This is a genomic window from Bradyrhizobium sp. AZCC 1610 (assembly GCF_036924515.1).
Classification (GTDB): Bacteria; Pseudomonadota; Alphaproteobacteria; order Rhizobiales; family Xanthobacteraceae; genus Bradyrhizobium.
Genome location: NZ_JAZHRR010000001.1, coordinates 1,626,813 through 1,642,820, shown reverse-complemented (window position 1 = coordinate 1,642,820; position 16,008 = coordinate 1,626,813). Strand labels below are relative to the sequence as shown.

The window sequence follows — 16,008 nt, the reverse complement described above, 5'->3', positions numbered from 1 at the left end:
TGCCCCGGATGCTGCGCAGCGCGGAGCGGTGCGCTGCTAAGCCGGGGCCTACGTCTGCATTTCAACGGCTACACCGCCATCTTCCGATGCCGCACCGGCGCCCCCACGGTCAGGCTTTCGGCGGCATCGATGATGGCGTTGGCGTCGATGCCGTAGTGGCGGTAGAGGTCGCCAATTGTACCGGTCTGGCCGAACTGCTCGACGCCGAGCGCCTCGGCGCGGTGGCCGCGCACGCTGCCGAGCCACCCGAGCGCCGCCGGATGGCCGTCGATCACCGTCACAATACCGCAGTCACGCGGCAACAGCGCCAGCAGTTTTTCGACATGGCTGAGATACTGGATACCACGGCGGCCGCGCCGCAAATTCCGCGCGGCGGACCATCCGGCATGCAGCCGATCGGCCGAGGTTACCGCCAGTAAACCGACATCGCGGTGGCTTTCGCCGATGAAGCCGACCGCCTCGATCGCCTCCGGCGCCACCGCGCCGGTATAGGCGATCACGATGTCGCAGTTCGGCCCCGGCTCGCGCAGCCAGTAGGCGCCCTCGGTGATGTCCCGTTGCAGTTCCGGCGTCATGATCCGCTGCGGCTGATCGACCGTGCGAGTCGACAATCGCAGATAGACCGAACCGCCCTCGCCGCTTTCGCCCTGCATGTGGCGGAAGCCCCACCCCATGATCACGGCAAGTTCATCGACAAAGGCCGGTTCGAACGAAGCCAGCCCATCCTGGGCCATGCCGATCAAGGGCGTCGCGATCGACTGGTGCGCGCCGCCTTCCGGCGCCAGCGTGATGCCGGACGGCGTCGCCACCACCATGAAACGGGCATCCTGATAGCAGGCGTAATTCAGCGCATCGAGGCCGCGCTCGATGAAGGGATCGTACAGCGTGCCAACCGGCAACAGCCGCTCGCCATTGATCTGGTGCGACAACCCCAGCGCCGAGAGCATGATGAACAGGTTCATCTCGGCGATGCCGAGTTCGAGGTGCTGGCCCCTGGGTGAAAAATCCCAGTTGAAGGTCGAGGGGATCTTCTCCTGCCGGAACAGGTCGTTGTTTTCGGCTTTGGCGAACAGCCCGCGGCGATTGACCCAGGCGCCGAGATTGGTCGATACGGTGACGTCGGGCGACGCGGTGACGATCCGCGCGGCCAGTTCGCTATCGCCGCGCGCGAGTTCGTTGAGCACCAGCCCAAAACCCTGTTGGGTCGACATCTGCGCCGCCGGCTTGAAGGTGAGCTGTTGCGGAACGTCAATCACCGGCGCGGTCAGACGGCGGCGGCCTTCCTGGTTGAAGGGTGCGGCCGCCAAAAATGCTTCGAGTTCGGCCGGCGCCTGCGGCAGCCCTTCGAACTTGTCCCATTCATGGCCGGAGCGGATGTTCTGCGCGCTACGCCACTTCTCCATCTGCGCGACCGTCATCAAGCCCGCATGGTTGTCCTTGTGGCCCTGCATCGGCAGACCGACACCCTTGATGGTGTAGGCAATGAAGCAGACCGGGCGATCGTGATCGATCGCCTCGAAGGCCTCGATCATGCTGGCCATGTCGTGGCCGCCGAGGTTGGACATCAGCGCCAGCAGTTCGTCGTCGCTGCGCCGGTCGATCAGCTGCGACACCTGCCCCTGATCGCCGATGTCGTCCCGCAGGTGCTTGCGGAAGGCCGCCCCACCCTGGAAGCACAGCGCCGCGTACATCTGGTTCGGGCAACTATCGATCCAGCGCCTCAAGGCTTCGCCGCCGGGCTCGGTGAACGCCGCCTGCATCAGGCGGCCGTATTTCACGATCACCACGTCCCAGCCGAAATTGCGGAACATGGTCTCGAACTTTTCCCACAGCCCTTCGCGCACGACGGCATCGAGGCTCTGTCTGTTATAATCGACCACCCACCAGGTGTTGCGCAGCGCATGCTTCCAGCCTTCGAGCAGCGCCTCGAAAATGTTGCCCTCATCCATCTCGGCATCGCCGACCAGCGCGATCATCCGTCCCTCGGGGCGATCCTTCATCCAGCCATGTGCGGTGACGTAGTCCTGCACCAGCGAGGAGAACAGGGTTTGCGCGACGCCGAGACCGACCGAGCCCGTCGAGAAATCGACGTCGTCGGCATCCTTGGTGCGCGAGGGATAGGATTGCGCCCCCTTGTAGCCGCGAAAATTTTCCAGCTTCTCGCGGGTCTGGTGCCCGAACAGATACTGGATGGCATGAAACACCGGGCTCGCATGCGGCTTCACCGCGACGCGGTCCTGCGGGCGCAGCACCGAGAAATACAGCGCCGACATGATGTTGGCGAGCGAGGCGGACGAGGCCTGATGGCCGCCGACCTTCAGCCCGTCGGCATTGGGCCTGACGTGATTGGCGTGATGGATCGTCCACGACGACAGCCAGAGCACCTTGCGCGCCAGCGCGGACAGCATTTCGAGGCGTGCGGGCTCGATGGGCATGGCCATGCTCCGGACAGGTTCAGTATGCGCCGATTTTAGCGGGTGATGGGGTGCCAAAATTCTCAATCTCCTGCGACATACCGCCCAATATTGAGATATTTTACCACGACACGCCTGAAAACCATGAGTTCATCCCAATGCAAGCCCTCGACGCCATCGACCGCAAGATTCTCAGCCTGCTGCAATCCGACAGCCGCATGACCATGCAGGAACTCGCCGACAAGGTCGGCTTGTCCGTGTCGCCCTGCCACCGCCGGGTCAAACTCCTGGAAGAGCGCGGCGTCATCACGCGCTATATCGCGACCGTCGATCAGAAATCGTTGGGGCTGCATGTCAGCGTCTTCATATCGATCAAGCTGGCGCGGCAGAAGGAAGAGGACCTCAACCGTTTTGCGAAAGCGATTTCGAAATGGGACGAGGTGCTGGAATGCTATCTGATGACCGGCAACCGCGATTATCTCCTGCGCGTCGTCGCCGCCGACCTTTCCTCTTATGAAGCGTTTCTGAAAAACAAGCTGACGCGGCTGGATGGTATTGCCTCGATCGAGTCGAGCTTTGCGCTGAGCCAGGTGAAATATTCGATTGCGCTGCCGGTGTGACACAACTCTCTCCGCGTCATTGCGAGCGCAGTCCCGTAGGATGGGTGGAGCGCAGCGATACCCATCAATGCCGGTGCGTGTGGCGATGGGTATCGCTTTGCTCCACCCATCCTACGATATAACTTCGCGATCTCGCGACGCATTGCGCCCGAGGTTTGCATCTTCGTTTGCCCTCCTCGAAAACAGAGGGCGCAGGGAAGACCGGGTGCTTGCTGCACCCGCGGTCTCGCGTGCGATTTGCGCAAACAAAACTGCACACGAGCATACAGGGCAGCGGGAGCATTCCGGCCTTCCCTGCGCAATGGCTTTACGGCTTATAGCGTGCTCTCCCCGGTGAACGGCTTTCTTGCCACCGTCGCTCCACGAGGTAACCCGTGAAACTTAGCGCCAGCACCGCGGCGTCCGGACCACACGACTTCGCCGTACGCTTCAGGCGCGTACGTCTAGCGCGCCCTTCGCGTCCATCGCATCTCACCGCACGTTCGTGACGATCGCGAGCGCCCCTCATCTGCCGTGAGACGGGCGGAGTTATGCGGGTGATTTGGGTGAGAACGAAAGCAGAATATTTTTGCGCGAAGGGCTGGACAGGTTTTTGCTGATTTGCCCGTCGTGTTAGTTTGTCGCAGGCTGTTGCATGAAGTTGCGCTTGTGCGCGAAGCAAATCAGTCCGTAGGGCGGATTAGCGAAAGCGTACTCCGCCATCTTAGCATAATCGGTGGTAGATCGAATTGGAACGGTTGGACGATCTCGAAGCCTTTCTGGCGGTTATCGAGCGAGGCAGCCAGGCGGCGGCCTCACGTCATCTGCGGCGCCCGTTGCAGTCACTCAACCGGTCGCTGCTGGCGCTGGAACGCGCGCTCGGCGTCGAACTCGTGAAACGCACCACGCGGCGATCGGAACCTACCGAAGCCGGGCGCGTGTTCTACGAGCGCATCAAGCCGGCGGTTGCGGCGATCATCGAAGCGCGGGCCGAGGCAGCCAATCTTCGCGGCGAAATTTCCGGCCCGTTGAAAGTCGGCGCGCCGATTTTGTTTGCATCATCCTACGTCGCGCCGATCGTCAGCCGCTTCCTAAAACTCTATCCCAATGTGGACGTCGAATTGCGGGCCTCCGACGAGCAGGCCGATCTTGTTGCGGAGGGACTCGATATTGCCGTGCGGATCGGCGACTCCGCCGATGAGTCCCTGATTGCCCGGCGGTTGCATACGTTACGCGTCGTTATCGTTGGCGCGCCGTCCTATTTCGCCGAACATGGCCGGCCGAAGCACCCAAACGATCTCGAACAGCACGCCTGCATCCTGCGGGCCGCCACTGACGTAATCGACAAATGGCCGTTTCGCATTGATGGCCAGTTCCAGTCGGTCAAAGTGCACGGCCGTTTCCGTTCGAACAGCGCCGCTTCGATCCGCGCCGCCGCGAGCGAAGGCACCGGCCTTGCCCGGCTGCCGTTATGGCAGATCAGCGATTTCGTCGCGCAGGGCGCGCTTGCGATCGTTCTGCCGGAATTTGAAGCTGAGGGCATGCCGATACAGCTGGTCTGGCCGCCGACACGGGCGCCGCTGGAACGTGTCCGGCGGTTCGTGGATTTTCTGGCGAGCAGCCTGAAGACCGATCTGCTCTGAGCTTTTTTTCGCCGCGCGTCAGAATACATTATAGCCGGGCGCCAACAGATGTCCGGGATCATAGCGCCGCTTGGCCTCGCGAAGCTGCGGCCAGCCTGATCCGAAGTGAACCTCCCAGTCGAAAGGCGACATGGCAAAGGCGCCGACTGGATACTGAACGCCGCCGGCTTCTCGAATGCGATCGTACAGCGCGCGATTTTCTGCGGCCATCCGCTCCACCGCCGCCGCATCGTTCGATGCCGGGATGCGAATGAGATTGAAGACAAAGACAATGTCTTCTGCCGGCAGGCGAACCAGCGGCGTCCGAAACGCCCTTGTGAATAAGGGATAGACGGTTATCCGCCCGAACGGGCCGACAGCATCGCCTGTCAGGCCGGCCAGGATGTCGCCGGCGACCCGTTCGGCGTTGCTGCCGCGCAGGAACGTTAACAGCCAGGGCTGCGGGTTGGACCACTGGCCTTTCGACCGCAGCAGATTCTCGAACTTTCCGAACGCCAGCGCATCCTCGCGATAGGTCAGGTCGGCGATGACGGCGGCGCCGCGCTCATCGGACAATCCGGAAAGCACGGCCCTGTCGTCGGGCGCCGAACCGCTCCCATAAGCTACCGCACCATCGAGCTGATACCGCCAACCGCCGTTTCCGTCGGGAAGAACGGCCCCTTGCAACTGGTCGAAGCGCCCTTCCGTCAGCACGCGCCGCTGGTCCGCCGTCAGCGACGGCAAATCGCGGTAGAAAAGCTGAAAGCGCCTGATACGCTCGGGCGCGCGCACCAGGCGCAACGTCGCCCGCGTGACGATGCCGCATTGGCCGACGCCGGCGCGGACACCGTCAAAAAGATCCGGATTTTCGGTCGCCGAGCAACTCAGTTCATTCCCCTCGCCTGTCACCACGTCCAGCGCAATGACGTTGTCGGTTTGCATGCCATGCCCGGATGACGCCGCGCCGATGCCGCCCACCGCGATCGTTCCGCCGACCGAGAGGCCGAGATAGTTGGTCAGCACCGGCGGCGTAAGCCCCTGCGCCAATGTCGCATCCAGCAGATCTTTCCACGACGCTCCGGCATCGACCACGACGCGATCGGCCTTGATATCGCGGATCGAGTTCATCGCGCCCATATCGACCACGATGCCATCGCTGACCAGGGCGCGGCCGTAGATCGAATGGCCCTGCCCGCGCGCCGCCACCTTGACGCCCTGGCCTTTGGCCCACCGCATCAGGCTCGCAATATCGGCACCCGATGCGGGCTTCAGTACGCCGCGCGGTTGTCTGTGAACGAGGCGGCCAAAATCATGGGCCGTCGCGGCGCGAACGTCCGGGTCGAGGCTGACATTGCCCGGAGGAGGCGCGTTGTCGAATGAGACCGCTTGCGCCGCGGTCGTGAACCCGCTGGCGTGCGAAGCGAGCGCGGCGGTGACGCCGAGGCCTGCGCCCAGGAACATACGTCTGTCCGATGGCATGAAGCCCTCCTTGTCCAGAGGCCGTGATGCTTATCCGCTAAGCTGCGGCGTCGCACGGCATGGGACAATGGCCGCCGCGCCGGATGGACAATCCCGCAAACCGGGAGGATCCCGCCTGCAGCGGTCGCCGTTCATGCGTGTGAGCAAGACATGGAACTCGCCCCGCCGTTCCTCGGCGTATGACCGTTTTCGCCGGATTTACGTCATTTCAGATGGATCATGGCGGCAGTAGAACTGGAACCGATTAAAATGAATGAGGCGCGAGCCAGCAAACCATGAATTCGCGACGTGTATTGTGGAGCGCGCTCGGCGGAGTCGTGCTTGTCGCCGTGATCGGTGGGGCCTGGATTGTTTCGCTGCCGACGACGCCTTCCATCGCAGCCCCGCCGGGGATCGTGCAAGACGAGCGCGATGCGACGGTCGCGGCGCTGAAGCCACCGAAGCGACAGCGCCCGCTGATCGCCATCATCGGCATCAACGACGCTACCGAAACCACCGATTACCTGATGCCCTACGGCATCCTCAAGCGCGCCGATGTCGCCGATGTCGTAACGCTGGCAGCGGCGCCCGGTCCCGTGACGCTGTTTCCGGCACTGAGGGTCGAGCCGCAGGCGACGATCGCGGAGTTCGATGCGCAGCATCCCGATGGGGCCGACTATGTCATCGTTCCCGCGATGAGCCGCGACGACGATCCGGTGGCGCTGCAATGGATCAGGAGCCAGTCGGCCAAGAAGGCGATCATCATCGGTGTTTGCGCCGGCGCCAAGGTGGTCGGCGATGCCGGGCTGCTGCATGGCAAGCGGGCGACCACGCACTGGTATTCCATCAAGGAATTGCGCGGCAAGTATCCCACGATGCGCTATGTCGAAGACCGCCGGCTGGTAGTTGACGGCGGCGTGGCCACCACGACAGGCATCACGGCGTCGATGCCGATGTCACTGACGCTGATCGAAGCCATCGCCGGACGCGACAAGGCCAAAGCGGTCGGCCGCGATATCGGCCTGGCCGATTGGGACGCGCGCCACGAGAGCGACGAGTTCAAGTTCACGCGGCCGTTTGCACTGACGGCGATCGGCAATACGGCTGCGTTCTGGGCGCACGAGCGGCTCGGCATCGAACTCAAGGAGGGCATGGACGAAGTCTCGCTGGCGCTGGTCACCGACGCATGGTCGCGGACCTATCGGTCGCAGGCGGTGACGTTTGCCGGCACGGCCGGCATACAACAGACCCGCAACGGCATCCGTATCCTGCCCGATGAGGTCGCCACGAACTGGCCGGCGGAACGGCTATTGCCGGCGCTTGACGATCGTAAACCAACGGAAGCGCTGGACAACGCGCTGAACGAGATTGCAGCCCGCTACGGCACGCGCACGACCGACTTCGTCGCGATGCAACTCGAATATCCCAGGCACCGGCAACACAGTGAGAGTCCGTAGATGGGATAACGATCACCGCCACGGCTCGACGATGATCTTGGTATGCGCTTCCGGGTTGGCGAGATCGGCGAAGGCCTTGGCGACGCCGTCGATGCCGACGCTAGCAGTCACCATCGAGGCGGCATCGACCTGCCCTTCCGCGATCAGGCGCAAGGAATACGCGAATTCCTCCGGCGTGTAGCCCAGCACGTACTGAACGTTGAGTTCCTTCAGGATGCCGAGCATCGGCTCGGCGCGGTCGGTTTCCATGCAGACGCCGACCACGACGATGCGCGCATCGCGCGGCGCGCCTTCGAACACCTGCTGGATCAGGCCGGGAACGCCGACGCATTCGAAGATCAGCGCGGGTTTTAGCGCCGGCAACAGCGCCTGCAGCGGCGGGCGCGCGGCCTTTTCCTCCGGCGACATCTGGGCATGCTCGGCCCACGTCGCATAAGGCAGCGTGCGCGCAGGGTCCACGACGACGTCGGCGCCGAGCTTTTCGGCGAGCGCGCGGCGTGCCGGCGAATAATCGGCGGCGACGATCGGGTGCAATCCCCTGATCTTCAGCGCCGCAATGACGGCGAGGCCGACCGGCCCGCAGCCGATCACCAGCGGCACCTCGCCACCCCTGATGTTGGCTTTTGCCACCGCGTGCACGCCGACCGCGAGCGGCTCGGTCAGCGCGGCGTGCTCGGCTGCCAGGCCGTTCGGGACTTCCAGCAGCAAGGCTTCGCTGAGCAGCATGCGCTCGGCGTAAGCGCCGACATTGTCGTTGGAGTAGCCGATGCCCTGCGGGCCGTCCGCGGCCAGAAGCGCCGGGAGCGAGCAGACCGTGGTGCCGGGCTTGAATTTGCCCGTGGTGCCCGGACCGTGGTCGAGCACCTCGCAGCAGAATTCATGGCCGAACACGACGTCGCGAGAAAGGTCCATCGGCTTGCGGCCGGGAAAATGCTTTGCAAGCTCAACCATGCGATGCGCGTGCTTGCGGGTGTGCAGGTCGGAGCCACAGATGCCGCAGGCGAGCGACTTGACCAGCACCTGCCCAGCACCGGGTTTTGGCTCCGGCATCTGATCGACGACAATTTCTCCGTTGCGGAAAATGGCTGCGCGCATGGTTCCTCCCGGTGATTTTCTTTCACCTTAGAGCATCATAGGTTCTGATTGCATCAGAACCTATGCACTGGATTTTTGTTTGACGCGTTTTCTTCACGCGAACCGGCGGCCACTTCGAAAACGCTATGGCCGAGGATCACCACGCATAGCGCACGACACCCTTGCCAGCGTAGGAATTGGTGACGTTGGAGAACTGGCCTTCGAAGATCGCAGCCGCAGACCAGCCGTTCAGCCATTTCATCTCAGCCGCGCCCGTGACCAGCGCGGAATCATGCGCCTGCGCCGCGCCGTTGACGACGAAGGCCGCGCCCGGCAGCGTCTGGAACAATGCCGTGACGTTGCGGTCGGTGTTGAAATCATGCGCCCAGGCGGCGCGGCCGCGCAGGGTCAGGATGCCGTTTGGCACGGCAAAGGATTTGTCGGTGCGCACGCCGATTTCGCTACGCGAGGCCGTGACGTCCTTGGCCGCATAGTTCAGCGCGAACGTGCCGGCGCCCGCCAGCACCTGCTCCGCATAGGCCGGAAGGCTGTAGGTGGTAAACTGCCCGGCGCCATAGGGCGTGATGCCCATCCAAGGCGTCACATAGCGGTAGCCGCCCTCGATGCGGCCCGAATAAGCGTTGGCGTTGAACTGGGCGCGCAAGCGCTCGAAGCCCGCCACCGTGACCGTGCGCTCGGTCGTCACGTCCTGCCAGCCATAGGCCGCTGCCGCGGTGACGTAGGCCGCGCCGATGTTGTGGCGAACGAAGGCGCCGGCCTGGAACAGATCCGAGCGCCCGGAGCCGAAACCGGAGACACTGAAATTGGTGCCGCCGCCTGCAAGCGCAAAGCCGGCCAGCGTGTCGCGCGAGAAGCGATAGTCGGCGCCAACAGCAAAACCGAACGCCTGCGCGGTCGCGTCGTTCGATCCAAGCGCGGCGTTGCCTGAGGTGTTGCTGCCGCCGCCAAAGGCTGCGCCCCAGACGCTCCAGCGCTGATCGAACAGATCGTTGCGCGCGATATCGGCCTTGGTCGGGAATTTGGCAAAGGCGTCGCGCGCGGCGCGGGGCTTCTTTGCGGCATAGCCAAGCGCGCTCTCCTCCGTGAACGGGAGCGCGCCTGCATTGCCACCAAAGCCGCCATTGCGACCCGCCACGAATGGATCTGACATGAGCGACAGGAACAGGTTCATGGCGTCGAAGGTGGCCTGCTGCGATCCGGTCGCCAGTTCGCCGGAGACCTGCGTCAGGCCGGCCGGCGAGAGCCAGGCGAAGCCGACCGGAATGCCGCCGGTCGTATTGAAGAAATTGGTCAGCGCGTTGGCGACGTTCTGCTGATTGACATTGAGGCCGCCGCCGTAATTCAGCGCGAAATTCAGATAGACGTTGTTGGCGTCGTAGCTGAGGGTCGGGTTCAGGTTGGCCGGGACGCCCGATACGACCGGATTGAACGTGTCTCCCAGGCCGCTGATGGCGGTAAGGATCGTGTACTGCTTGGCCACCGTGCCGGTCGGAATGACCACGACGGAAGCACCGCCGAGGGTCGCCGCGCCGGTGACCCGGGTCAGATCGCTGCTCGCGCCCGAGATCTCGACCATGTAGCTCGACGCCGCCGAGAATATCAGGCTGCCCGCCACGTTGAGGGTGCCGATCGAATTGCCCGGCGCCAGCACACCGCCATTGACGAAGACATTGTCGATCGCGCCGGTGCCGCCGAGCGTGCCGCCGGCGTTTACGGTCACGAGGCCATTGATGACGCCGTTGACTGCGAGCGTACCGCCGAGGATGTTCCAGCTCTGCGCACCGGCGCCGGTGACGCTCCAGTTCGAGCTATCGACCTTGTTGAAGGTCGAGAAGCCGTCATACTGCTGGCCGCCGCCGATCAAGCTGAGGTTGAAGGTATCCTTGCCGGTGCCGCCGAGCTGAAACGTGTCGGTGCCGTTGCCGAGTACGAGGCCATTCATGACGTTGCCCGGGCCGAGCGTCAGCACGCTATTGCCGCAACCGCAGAACTCGATCGCGGCGAATCCGGTCGCGGCGTTGATGGTACCCGAATTGAAGACAGTGCCGGTGTCGCCGACGGCAATGCCCACGGCCCCCGCGCCGACATTGATTGTTCCGGTGTTGATGATGTGGCTGCTACCGCCGAGGCTGTTGACCTCGATGCCAGAACGGAAGCCTCCGACGGAGATCGTGCCGCTGTTGGTGATGGTGTTGGAATCGCCGACTACGAAGATGCCGAACGTAAAGTCGCCGCCAACAATATGGCTGCTGTTGGTGATCGTGGAGGACGAGCCATTATAGGCTATGCCGGCGCCGAAAGCGCCAACGGTCAGCGTGGCGCTGCTTGTGACCACGGCACGATTGCCCTGCACGGAAATTGCGGCCGCATTGTCGGCACCGGTGATCGTCCCGCTGCTGGTCACTCTCGCGTCGTCGCCAAACACGTCGATGCCAACGCCAAGAGCGCCCGCCGTAATGGCGCCGGCGTTGGTGACCACTGCGCTATCGCCCTGCGCGGAGATGCCGGCGGCACCGTCCCCGACGGTGATGGTGGCGCCCGCGGCGTTGATGATCGTGTTGAAGTCATTGGTCGCAAAGATGCCGGCCGCCGGCGCGAGCGAATTGCCGACCGTGATCGCGCCGGCATTCGTTACCGTGGTGTTGCCGGCGACAAAAATTCCGGAGCCGAACTCGCCGACGGTGATGACACCCGCCGCAGCGTTGGTAATGGTGTTGTTCACGCCAGCGAAGATACCCATGCCACCTAATCCGGCGACAATCGAGCCGTTGTTGACGACAATGTTGTTGTCGGCTCCCGCCAGACCGAACCCGCCATCGTCGACGACAATCGAGGCGTTGTTGGTGACGGCGTTGAAATTGCCGAAGTTGACGCCGTTGACGCCGGGGCCTACCGCCGTCAACGTTCCTCTGTTGGTGACCGTATTGGTATCGTTGACGATGATCGCGGCCGTGCCGTTGTCGCTTACGGTCGCCAAAGGATGCACATTGACAGTGAGATTGTTGAGGGCGCCGGCGTCAAAGCCGTCCGCGTCGTTGCCGCTGCAGGTGACGGTCTGACCGCTCAAGACGCAATCCGCCTTCGCGGGCGTCACCGAAAAGTGCAGGCCAACCAGAAACGCAGCCAGGCTTAGGCATAGCCGGCCCTGCACCCGCAATAGAAATTCCAAACCCACGCCCGAACCCCATTCCCCGGCGCTCTGCGGCGCCATCGGAACTCACTAGCATGGGTTCCGCCGTGGAATTACGGATGCGGGGTTGAATTCGTCAGATTTGCGCCACAACCAAGCGTTTTGCGGCGGCGCTGTGGCACTCGCGCCACGTTTTTGGCGGCCTGGCTATGACTGCCTGGCCTGCCAGGATCAGGCGTTCGGCGATGGCTCGCCCGAGACAGCCAAAAGCTGCGACCGACGCACCCGCTCGCGATGGGCGGTGTAGAGCCCAGAGGCGACGATGAAGGCGGCGCCGGTGATGGTATAGACGTCAGGGACTTCGCCGAAGATCAGGAAGCCGAGCACGCTGACCCACAGCAATTGCGTATAGGAAAACGGCGCCAGCACGGAAGCGTCGGCATAGCGGAACGCCAGCACCACGATCCACTGCCCCGCGGTCGAGGCGACGCCGATCAGAATGCCGAACGCGATGTCGTGCCAGGTCGGCGTCACCCAGACGGACGGCACCAGCGCGGAGAGAATGAGCAATCCCGCGATCGACGAATAGGTCATGGTCGTGATGGCGCGCTCGGTGCCGCTCATCATCCGCGTCATGATCAGCGTGCAGGCCCAGGCCAGCGCCGAGACCAGCGGAAAGAACGCCGCGGGGTGAAACGCGCCGGTGCCCGGGCGCAGGATGATGAGCACGCCGATCAGGCCAACGCCAGTCGCGATCCAACGACGCAGGCCGACCTTCTCGCTGAGGAAGATGATAGACAGCGCGGTTACGAACAGCGGCGCGACGAAGCCGGTGGCGGAAGCTTCCGCAATGGGAAGGAACCGCAGGCCGGAGATGAAGAACAGCGACGAACCCAATAGCGCCGCACCGCGCATCAGATGCAAGCCGAGCCGGTTGGTCTGCAGCGCATAGAGCGGGGAACCCGGCATCATGGCCGGCGTCATGATCATCGCGAACACCAGGAAGCGGATCCAGGCGATCTCGATCGAGGGCAGTGTCGCCGAGAGATATTTCGCCGTCACGTCGGAGGCGCCGAGAAAGGTCGTCGAAGCCAATACCAGCGCGATGCCCTTGAACGGCCGGTCGGCGCGCGCGGGCGCAGTCGGAGCGGCGGATTTCTTCTCGGGCAAAGGTAATGGAGCGCTGTCCAGCCTCGCGGCTGCGGCGGGGGGCGGTGTCACGGCAATCTCGAAAGACAATGATCGAATCGGGCGAGGCTGTAAAAAACACCAATTGCCCCGGCGCGACTAGGCCCGAAAACAGGATGCGGATATGCGCAGAGGACGCGATGGCAACACTTTGTTAAGCACCGTGTTCCGTTACAGCATCGGCAAGCCGCGCGGCTTGGGCCCGCGCGGGAAGGCCTTGTCGAGTGCGGCGATCTCGCCGTCGCTGAGCGACAACTTTCCGGCACTCGCATTGTCCGCAGCGTGCTCCGTGCTCGACGCCTTCGGAATCGCGAGCACCGATGGCAGGCGCGTGAGAAACGCCAACGCGATTTGGCGTGGCGTTGCCTTGTGCGCATCCGCGATCGCCTGCAGCACCTCGCCGCCCTTACTGCGCGCGGACGGAAAATCATTATGGCCGAACGGCGAATAGGCGACGACAGCGACACCGTGTTTCTCGCACCACGGGATGACAGCATGCTCGATCGCGCGCTCCTGCAGATGATAGAGCACCTGGTTGCAGGCGATCTTGCCCTCGCCCGTGACATCGAGCAGTTCGTCGAGATCGTCGCTGTCGAAATTGCTGACGCCCCACGAGCGAATTTTTCCGGCCGCCACCAGTTCGTCGAAGGCAGCAACCGTCTCCTCGAATGGATAGGAGCCGCGCCAGTGCAAGAGATAGCAATCGAGATGATCGGTCTTCAGCCGCTTCAGCGACCGCTCGCAGGCGGTGATGGTGCCGCGCCGCGAGGCGTTGCTCGGCAGCACCTTTGAGACGAGGAACAATTTTTCACGCGGCAGCCCCGCGATCGCGTCCGCGATGACGAGCTCCGCGTCGCCATACATCTCGGCGGTGTCGATATGCGTCATGCCTGTCTCGATCCCTCGGCGCAGCGCTGCGACCGCGGCCTTGCGGTCGCCACGGTCGAGATACCAGGTGCCCTGCCCGATCACGGAAACGTCCGGGCCGTTGATGCCGAATTTTTTCTGCTTCAAGATCACCTCAACTTCTGACGATGCCGGCCAAACGACGACGACGGTGCAGCGCAAGCACGTTCTCCGCCGGCAGACGGCGCAGCCAATCGCGGAAGCTTGATATCTCGGGGCAATCGGCCGTGCCGGCAGGCGCAATCAGCCAATCGCCGAGTCCGGATCCCTCCGTCACGCGGTCGCAGCGGTAGCCCGGATGGTGGCCGAGACCGCGGGCTATCAGCACATCGACCTTGCCCTCGATCAGCTCGTGCAAGCCCGCGGGCTGCAGCACCCGCAAACCGATTTCCGCGTGGTTTGCGCGAAACTCCGCCAGCTCCAGACGGCGCAGATCGAAGCTGCCGTGCACGCCGAGCTGCAGCAGTACTGCGCCCACCGGCTTCAATTGCGCGGTCGCATCGGCGATGCGACGAAAGCCGTCGGAAATTTCGGGCAGATAGGCCTGGCCGGCCGCGGTCAGGATGAGTTGTTTATGCAGCCGCTCGAACAGGCGTACGCCCAGACGCGCTTCCAGCGCTTTCACCTGCTGCCCCACGGCGGCAGGTGTCACATGCAGCTCATGCGCGGCCAGCTTGAAGCTGAGATGCCGCGCTGCGGCTTCAAATGCGCGGAGCGCGTTGAGCGGTGGAAGGATGTAGGTCATCGCCGTCCAGTTTGTCACTGATAGGCTGCGGCCTTGCAATAGATTTTCTTGCGCTGGACCGCAGCAACAATGCTTTGCCCCGCGGGGCTGCCGCCGGTTACGGTCGGTCCACAGCAGCCGGAGATCCCATGCCCCGTCGAATCGATCATCTCGTCATCTGTGTTCACGATCTGGCGCAGGCCGCGCTGGACTGGCGAACGCTCGGTTTTAACCTCACGCCGACCGGCGTGCATCCGTTCGGAACCAGCAACCGCCTGGCGATGTTCGGGAACAATTTTCTGGAGCTGCTGGCCGTCACCGATGCGGCGGCGGTGCCGCCAGCCGCGCCCGGCCGGTTCAGCTTCGCCGCCCACAACCGGGATTTTCTTGCCACCGCTGAAGGCATGTCGATGCTGGCTGTGCACAGCGACGACGCCCATGCCGATGCGGCGCGCTTCAAGGCCAATCACATCGGCGCCTATGCGCCGTTTGATTTCGGCCGCGACGCGGCGCTTCCGGGCGGCGGCACCGCTCGCGTGGAGTTTTCACTGGCCTTCGCCACCGATCCCGCGATGCCCGAGATTGCGTTCTTCACCTGCCAACAGCGTCACCCGCCGGAACTGTTCTGGAAGCCGGAATATCAGCGCCATCCCAATGGCGCCTTGCGCGTGATCGAGGTCGTGATGTCGGCGCCGGAGCCGGCAGCGCACCGCGGTTTCCTCGAGCGCATCACGGAAAGCGCAGCCGAGCTTGCACCCGGGCGACTGACGGTCGGCGAGCGCGGTGACCGGATCACCGTGCTCGGCCCGTCCGAGATGGCGCGCCGGCTGCCGGACTTAGCCGGCGATACGTCGCCGCGCTTCTGCGCAGCGCGTTTGGCGGTCACCGACCTGGATGCGACCAAGCGGGCATTGAAAAGCAACGGCGTCGACTTCGAACTTGCCGGCGCTGTGCTGCTGATTCCACCCGCAGCGTCGCATGGTCTGGCGCTGGAATTCGTCGAACAGGAGACAATCTGACATGGCTCAAATCGCCCGCCATAATCCCGCAAGCGTCCACGCGCCTTCCAGCGGCTACAGCATGGGGCTGGAATTGGGACAGCATCGCCGGCTGCTGTTCGTCAGCGGCCAGGTACCGGAAAGACCTGATGGCAGCGTGCCCGAAGGTTTCGAGGCGCAATGCGAGCAAGCCTGGCGCAACGTCATCGAGGTGCTCACCGCCGCCGGCCTCGGCGTCGAGCATCTGGTCAAGATCAATACGTTCCTGACCGACCGAAGGCAGGTCGTGGCCAACCGCGCTATTCGCCGCAAGATGCTCGGGGGAAACGAGCCAGCGTCCACGGTGATGATCGCTGAAACCGTCGACGGCAAATGGCTGCTGGAAATCGAAGCGATCGCTGCGGAATGAAAAGGCTG

General features: G+C 63.6%; 12 protein-coding genes. 5 read left to right on the top strand and 7 right to left on the bottom strand.

The window, feature by feature from the left end; all coding sequences use genetic code 11:
- Window positions 1–68 precede the first annotated feature (68 nt).
- Entirely contained in the window at window positions 69–2,435 is a 2,367-nt protein-coding gene (locus tag V1279_RS07970) for a transketolase (RefSeq protein WP_334434133.1), read from the bottom strand.
- A 137-nt stretch (window positions 2,436–2,572) separates the two neighbouring features.
- Between V1279_RS07970 and V1279_RS07965 the strand changes: the two genes are divergently transcribed.
- Both V1279_RS07965 and V1279_RS07960 read left to right on the top strand, forming a co-directional pair.
- Window positions 2,573–3,034 (top strand): Lrp/AsnC family transcriptional regulator, encoded by a 462-nt coding sequence (locus V1279_RS07965; protein ID WP_334434131.1) that lies wholly within the window; start codon window positions 2,573–2,575, stop codon window positions 3,032–3,034.
- A 728-nt stretch (window positions 3,035–3,762) separates the two neighbouring features.
- Window positions 3,763–4,656, top strand: coding sequence for a LysR family transcriptional regulator (locus V1279_RS07960; RefSeq protein ID WP_334434129.1), 894 nt, complete (start codon window positions 3,763–3,765; stop codon window positions 4,654–4,656).
- Window positions 4,657–4,674: 18 nt separating this feature from the next.
- On the opposite strand, the gene V1279_RS07955 is transcribed toward V1279_RS07960, so the two are convergent.
- Window positions 4,675–6,114 carry an FAD-binding protein gene (locus tag V1279_RS07955; RefSeq protein ID WP_334434127.1) on the bottom strand — a complete coding sequence of 480 codons (1,440 nt, stop codon included), beginning with the start codon at window positions 6,112–6,114 and terminating at the stop codon, window positions 4,675–4,677.
- Between the two features lie 275 nt (window positions 6,115–6,389).
- Here V1279_RS07955 and V1279_RS07950 point away from each other — a divergent pair, with 275 nt between their 5' ends.
- Complete coding sequence (locus V1279_RS07950; RefSeq protein WP_334434125.1) at window positions 6,390–7,550, top strand: DJ-1/PfpI family protein; 1,161 nt, start codon at window positions 6,390–6,392, stop codon at window positions 7,548–7,550.
- A 12-nt stretch (window positions 7,551–7,562) separates the two neighbouring features.
- Here the strand turns inward: V1279_RS07950 and V1279_RS07945 are convergent, their stop codons facing one another.
- From V1279_RS07945 to V1279_RS07925, 5 genes are all read right to left on the bottom strand, one after another.
- Window positions 7,563–8,645: a zinc-binding dehydrogenase gene (locus tag V1279_RS07945; RefSeq protein ID WP_334434123.1), complete on the bottom strand. Its 1,083-nt coding sequence runs from the start codon at window positions 8,643–8,645 to the stop codon at window positions 7,563–7,565.
- 136 nt (window positions 8,646–8,781) lie between these two features.
- Window positions 8,782–11,856, bottom strand: coding sequence for an autotransporter outer membrane beta-barrel domain-containing protein (locus V1279_RS07940; RefSeq protein WP_442894740.1), 3,075 nt, complete (start codon window positions 11,854–11,856; stop codon window positions 8,782–8,784).
- 150 nt (window positions 11,857–12,006) lie between these two features.
- Window positions 12,007–12,945: a DMT family transporter gene (locus V1279_RS07935; RefSeq protein ID WP_442894879.1), complete on the bottom strand. Its 939-nt coding sequence runs from the start codon at window positions 12,943–12,945 to the stop codon at window positions 12,007–12,009.
- Between the two features lie 189 nt (window positions 12,946–13,134).
- Window positions 13,135–13,977: an aldo/keto reductase gene (locus V1279_RS07930; RefSeq protein WP_334434117.1), complete on the bottom strand. Its 843-nt coding sequence runs from the start codon at window positions 13,975–13,977 to the stop codon at window positions 13,135–13,137.
- Window positions 13,978–13,984: 7 nt separating this feature from the next.
- Window positions 13,985–14,614, bottom strand: a complete 630-nt coding sequence (locus V1279_RS07925) for a LysR family transcriptional regulator (protein WP_334446257.1) — start codon at window positions 14,612–14,614, stop codon at window positions 13,985–13,987.
- A gap of 128 nt (window positions 14,615–14,742) precedes the next feature.
- Between V1279_RS07925 and V1279_RS07920 the strand changes: the two genes are divergently transcribed.
- Together V1279_RS07920 and V1279_RS07915 are read left to right on the top strand one after the other, a co-directional pair.
- Window positions 14,743–15,612: a VOC family protein gene (locus tag V1279_RS07920; protein WP_334434115.1), complete on the top strand. Its 870-nt coding sequence runs from the start codon at window positions 14,743–14,745 to the stop codon at window positions 15,610–15,612.
- A gap of 1 nt (window position 15,613) precedes the next feature.
- Complete coding sequence (locus V1279_RS07915; RefSeq protein WP_334434113.1) at window positions 15,614–16,000, top strand: RidA family protein; 387 nt, start codon at window positions 15,614–15,616, stop codon at window positions 15,998–16,000.
- The last annotated feature ends 8 nt before the right edge of the window (window positions 16,001–16,008 follow it).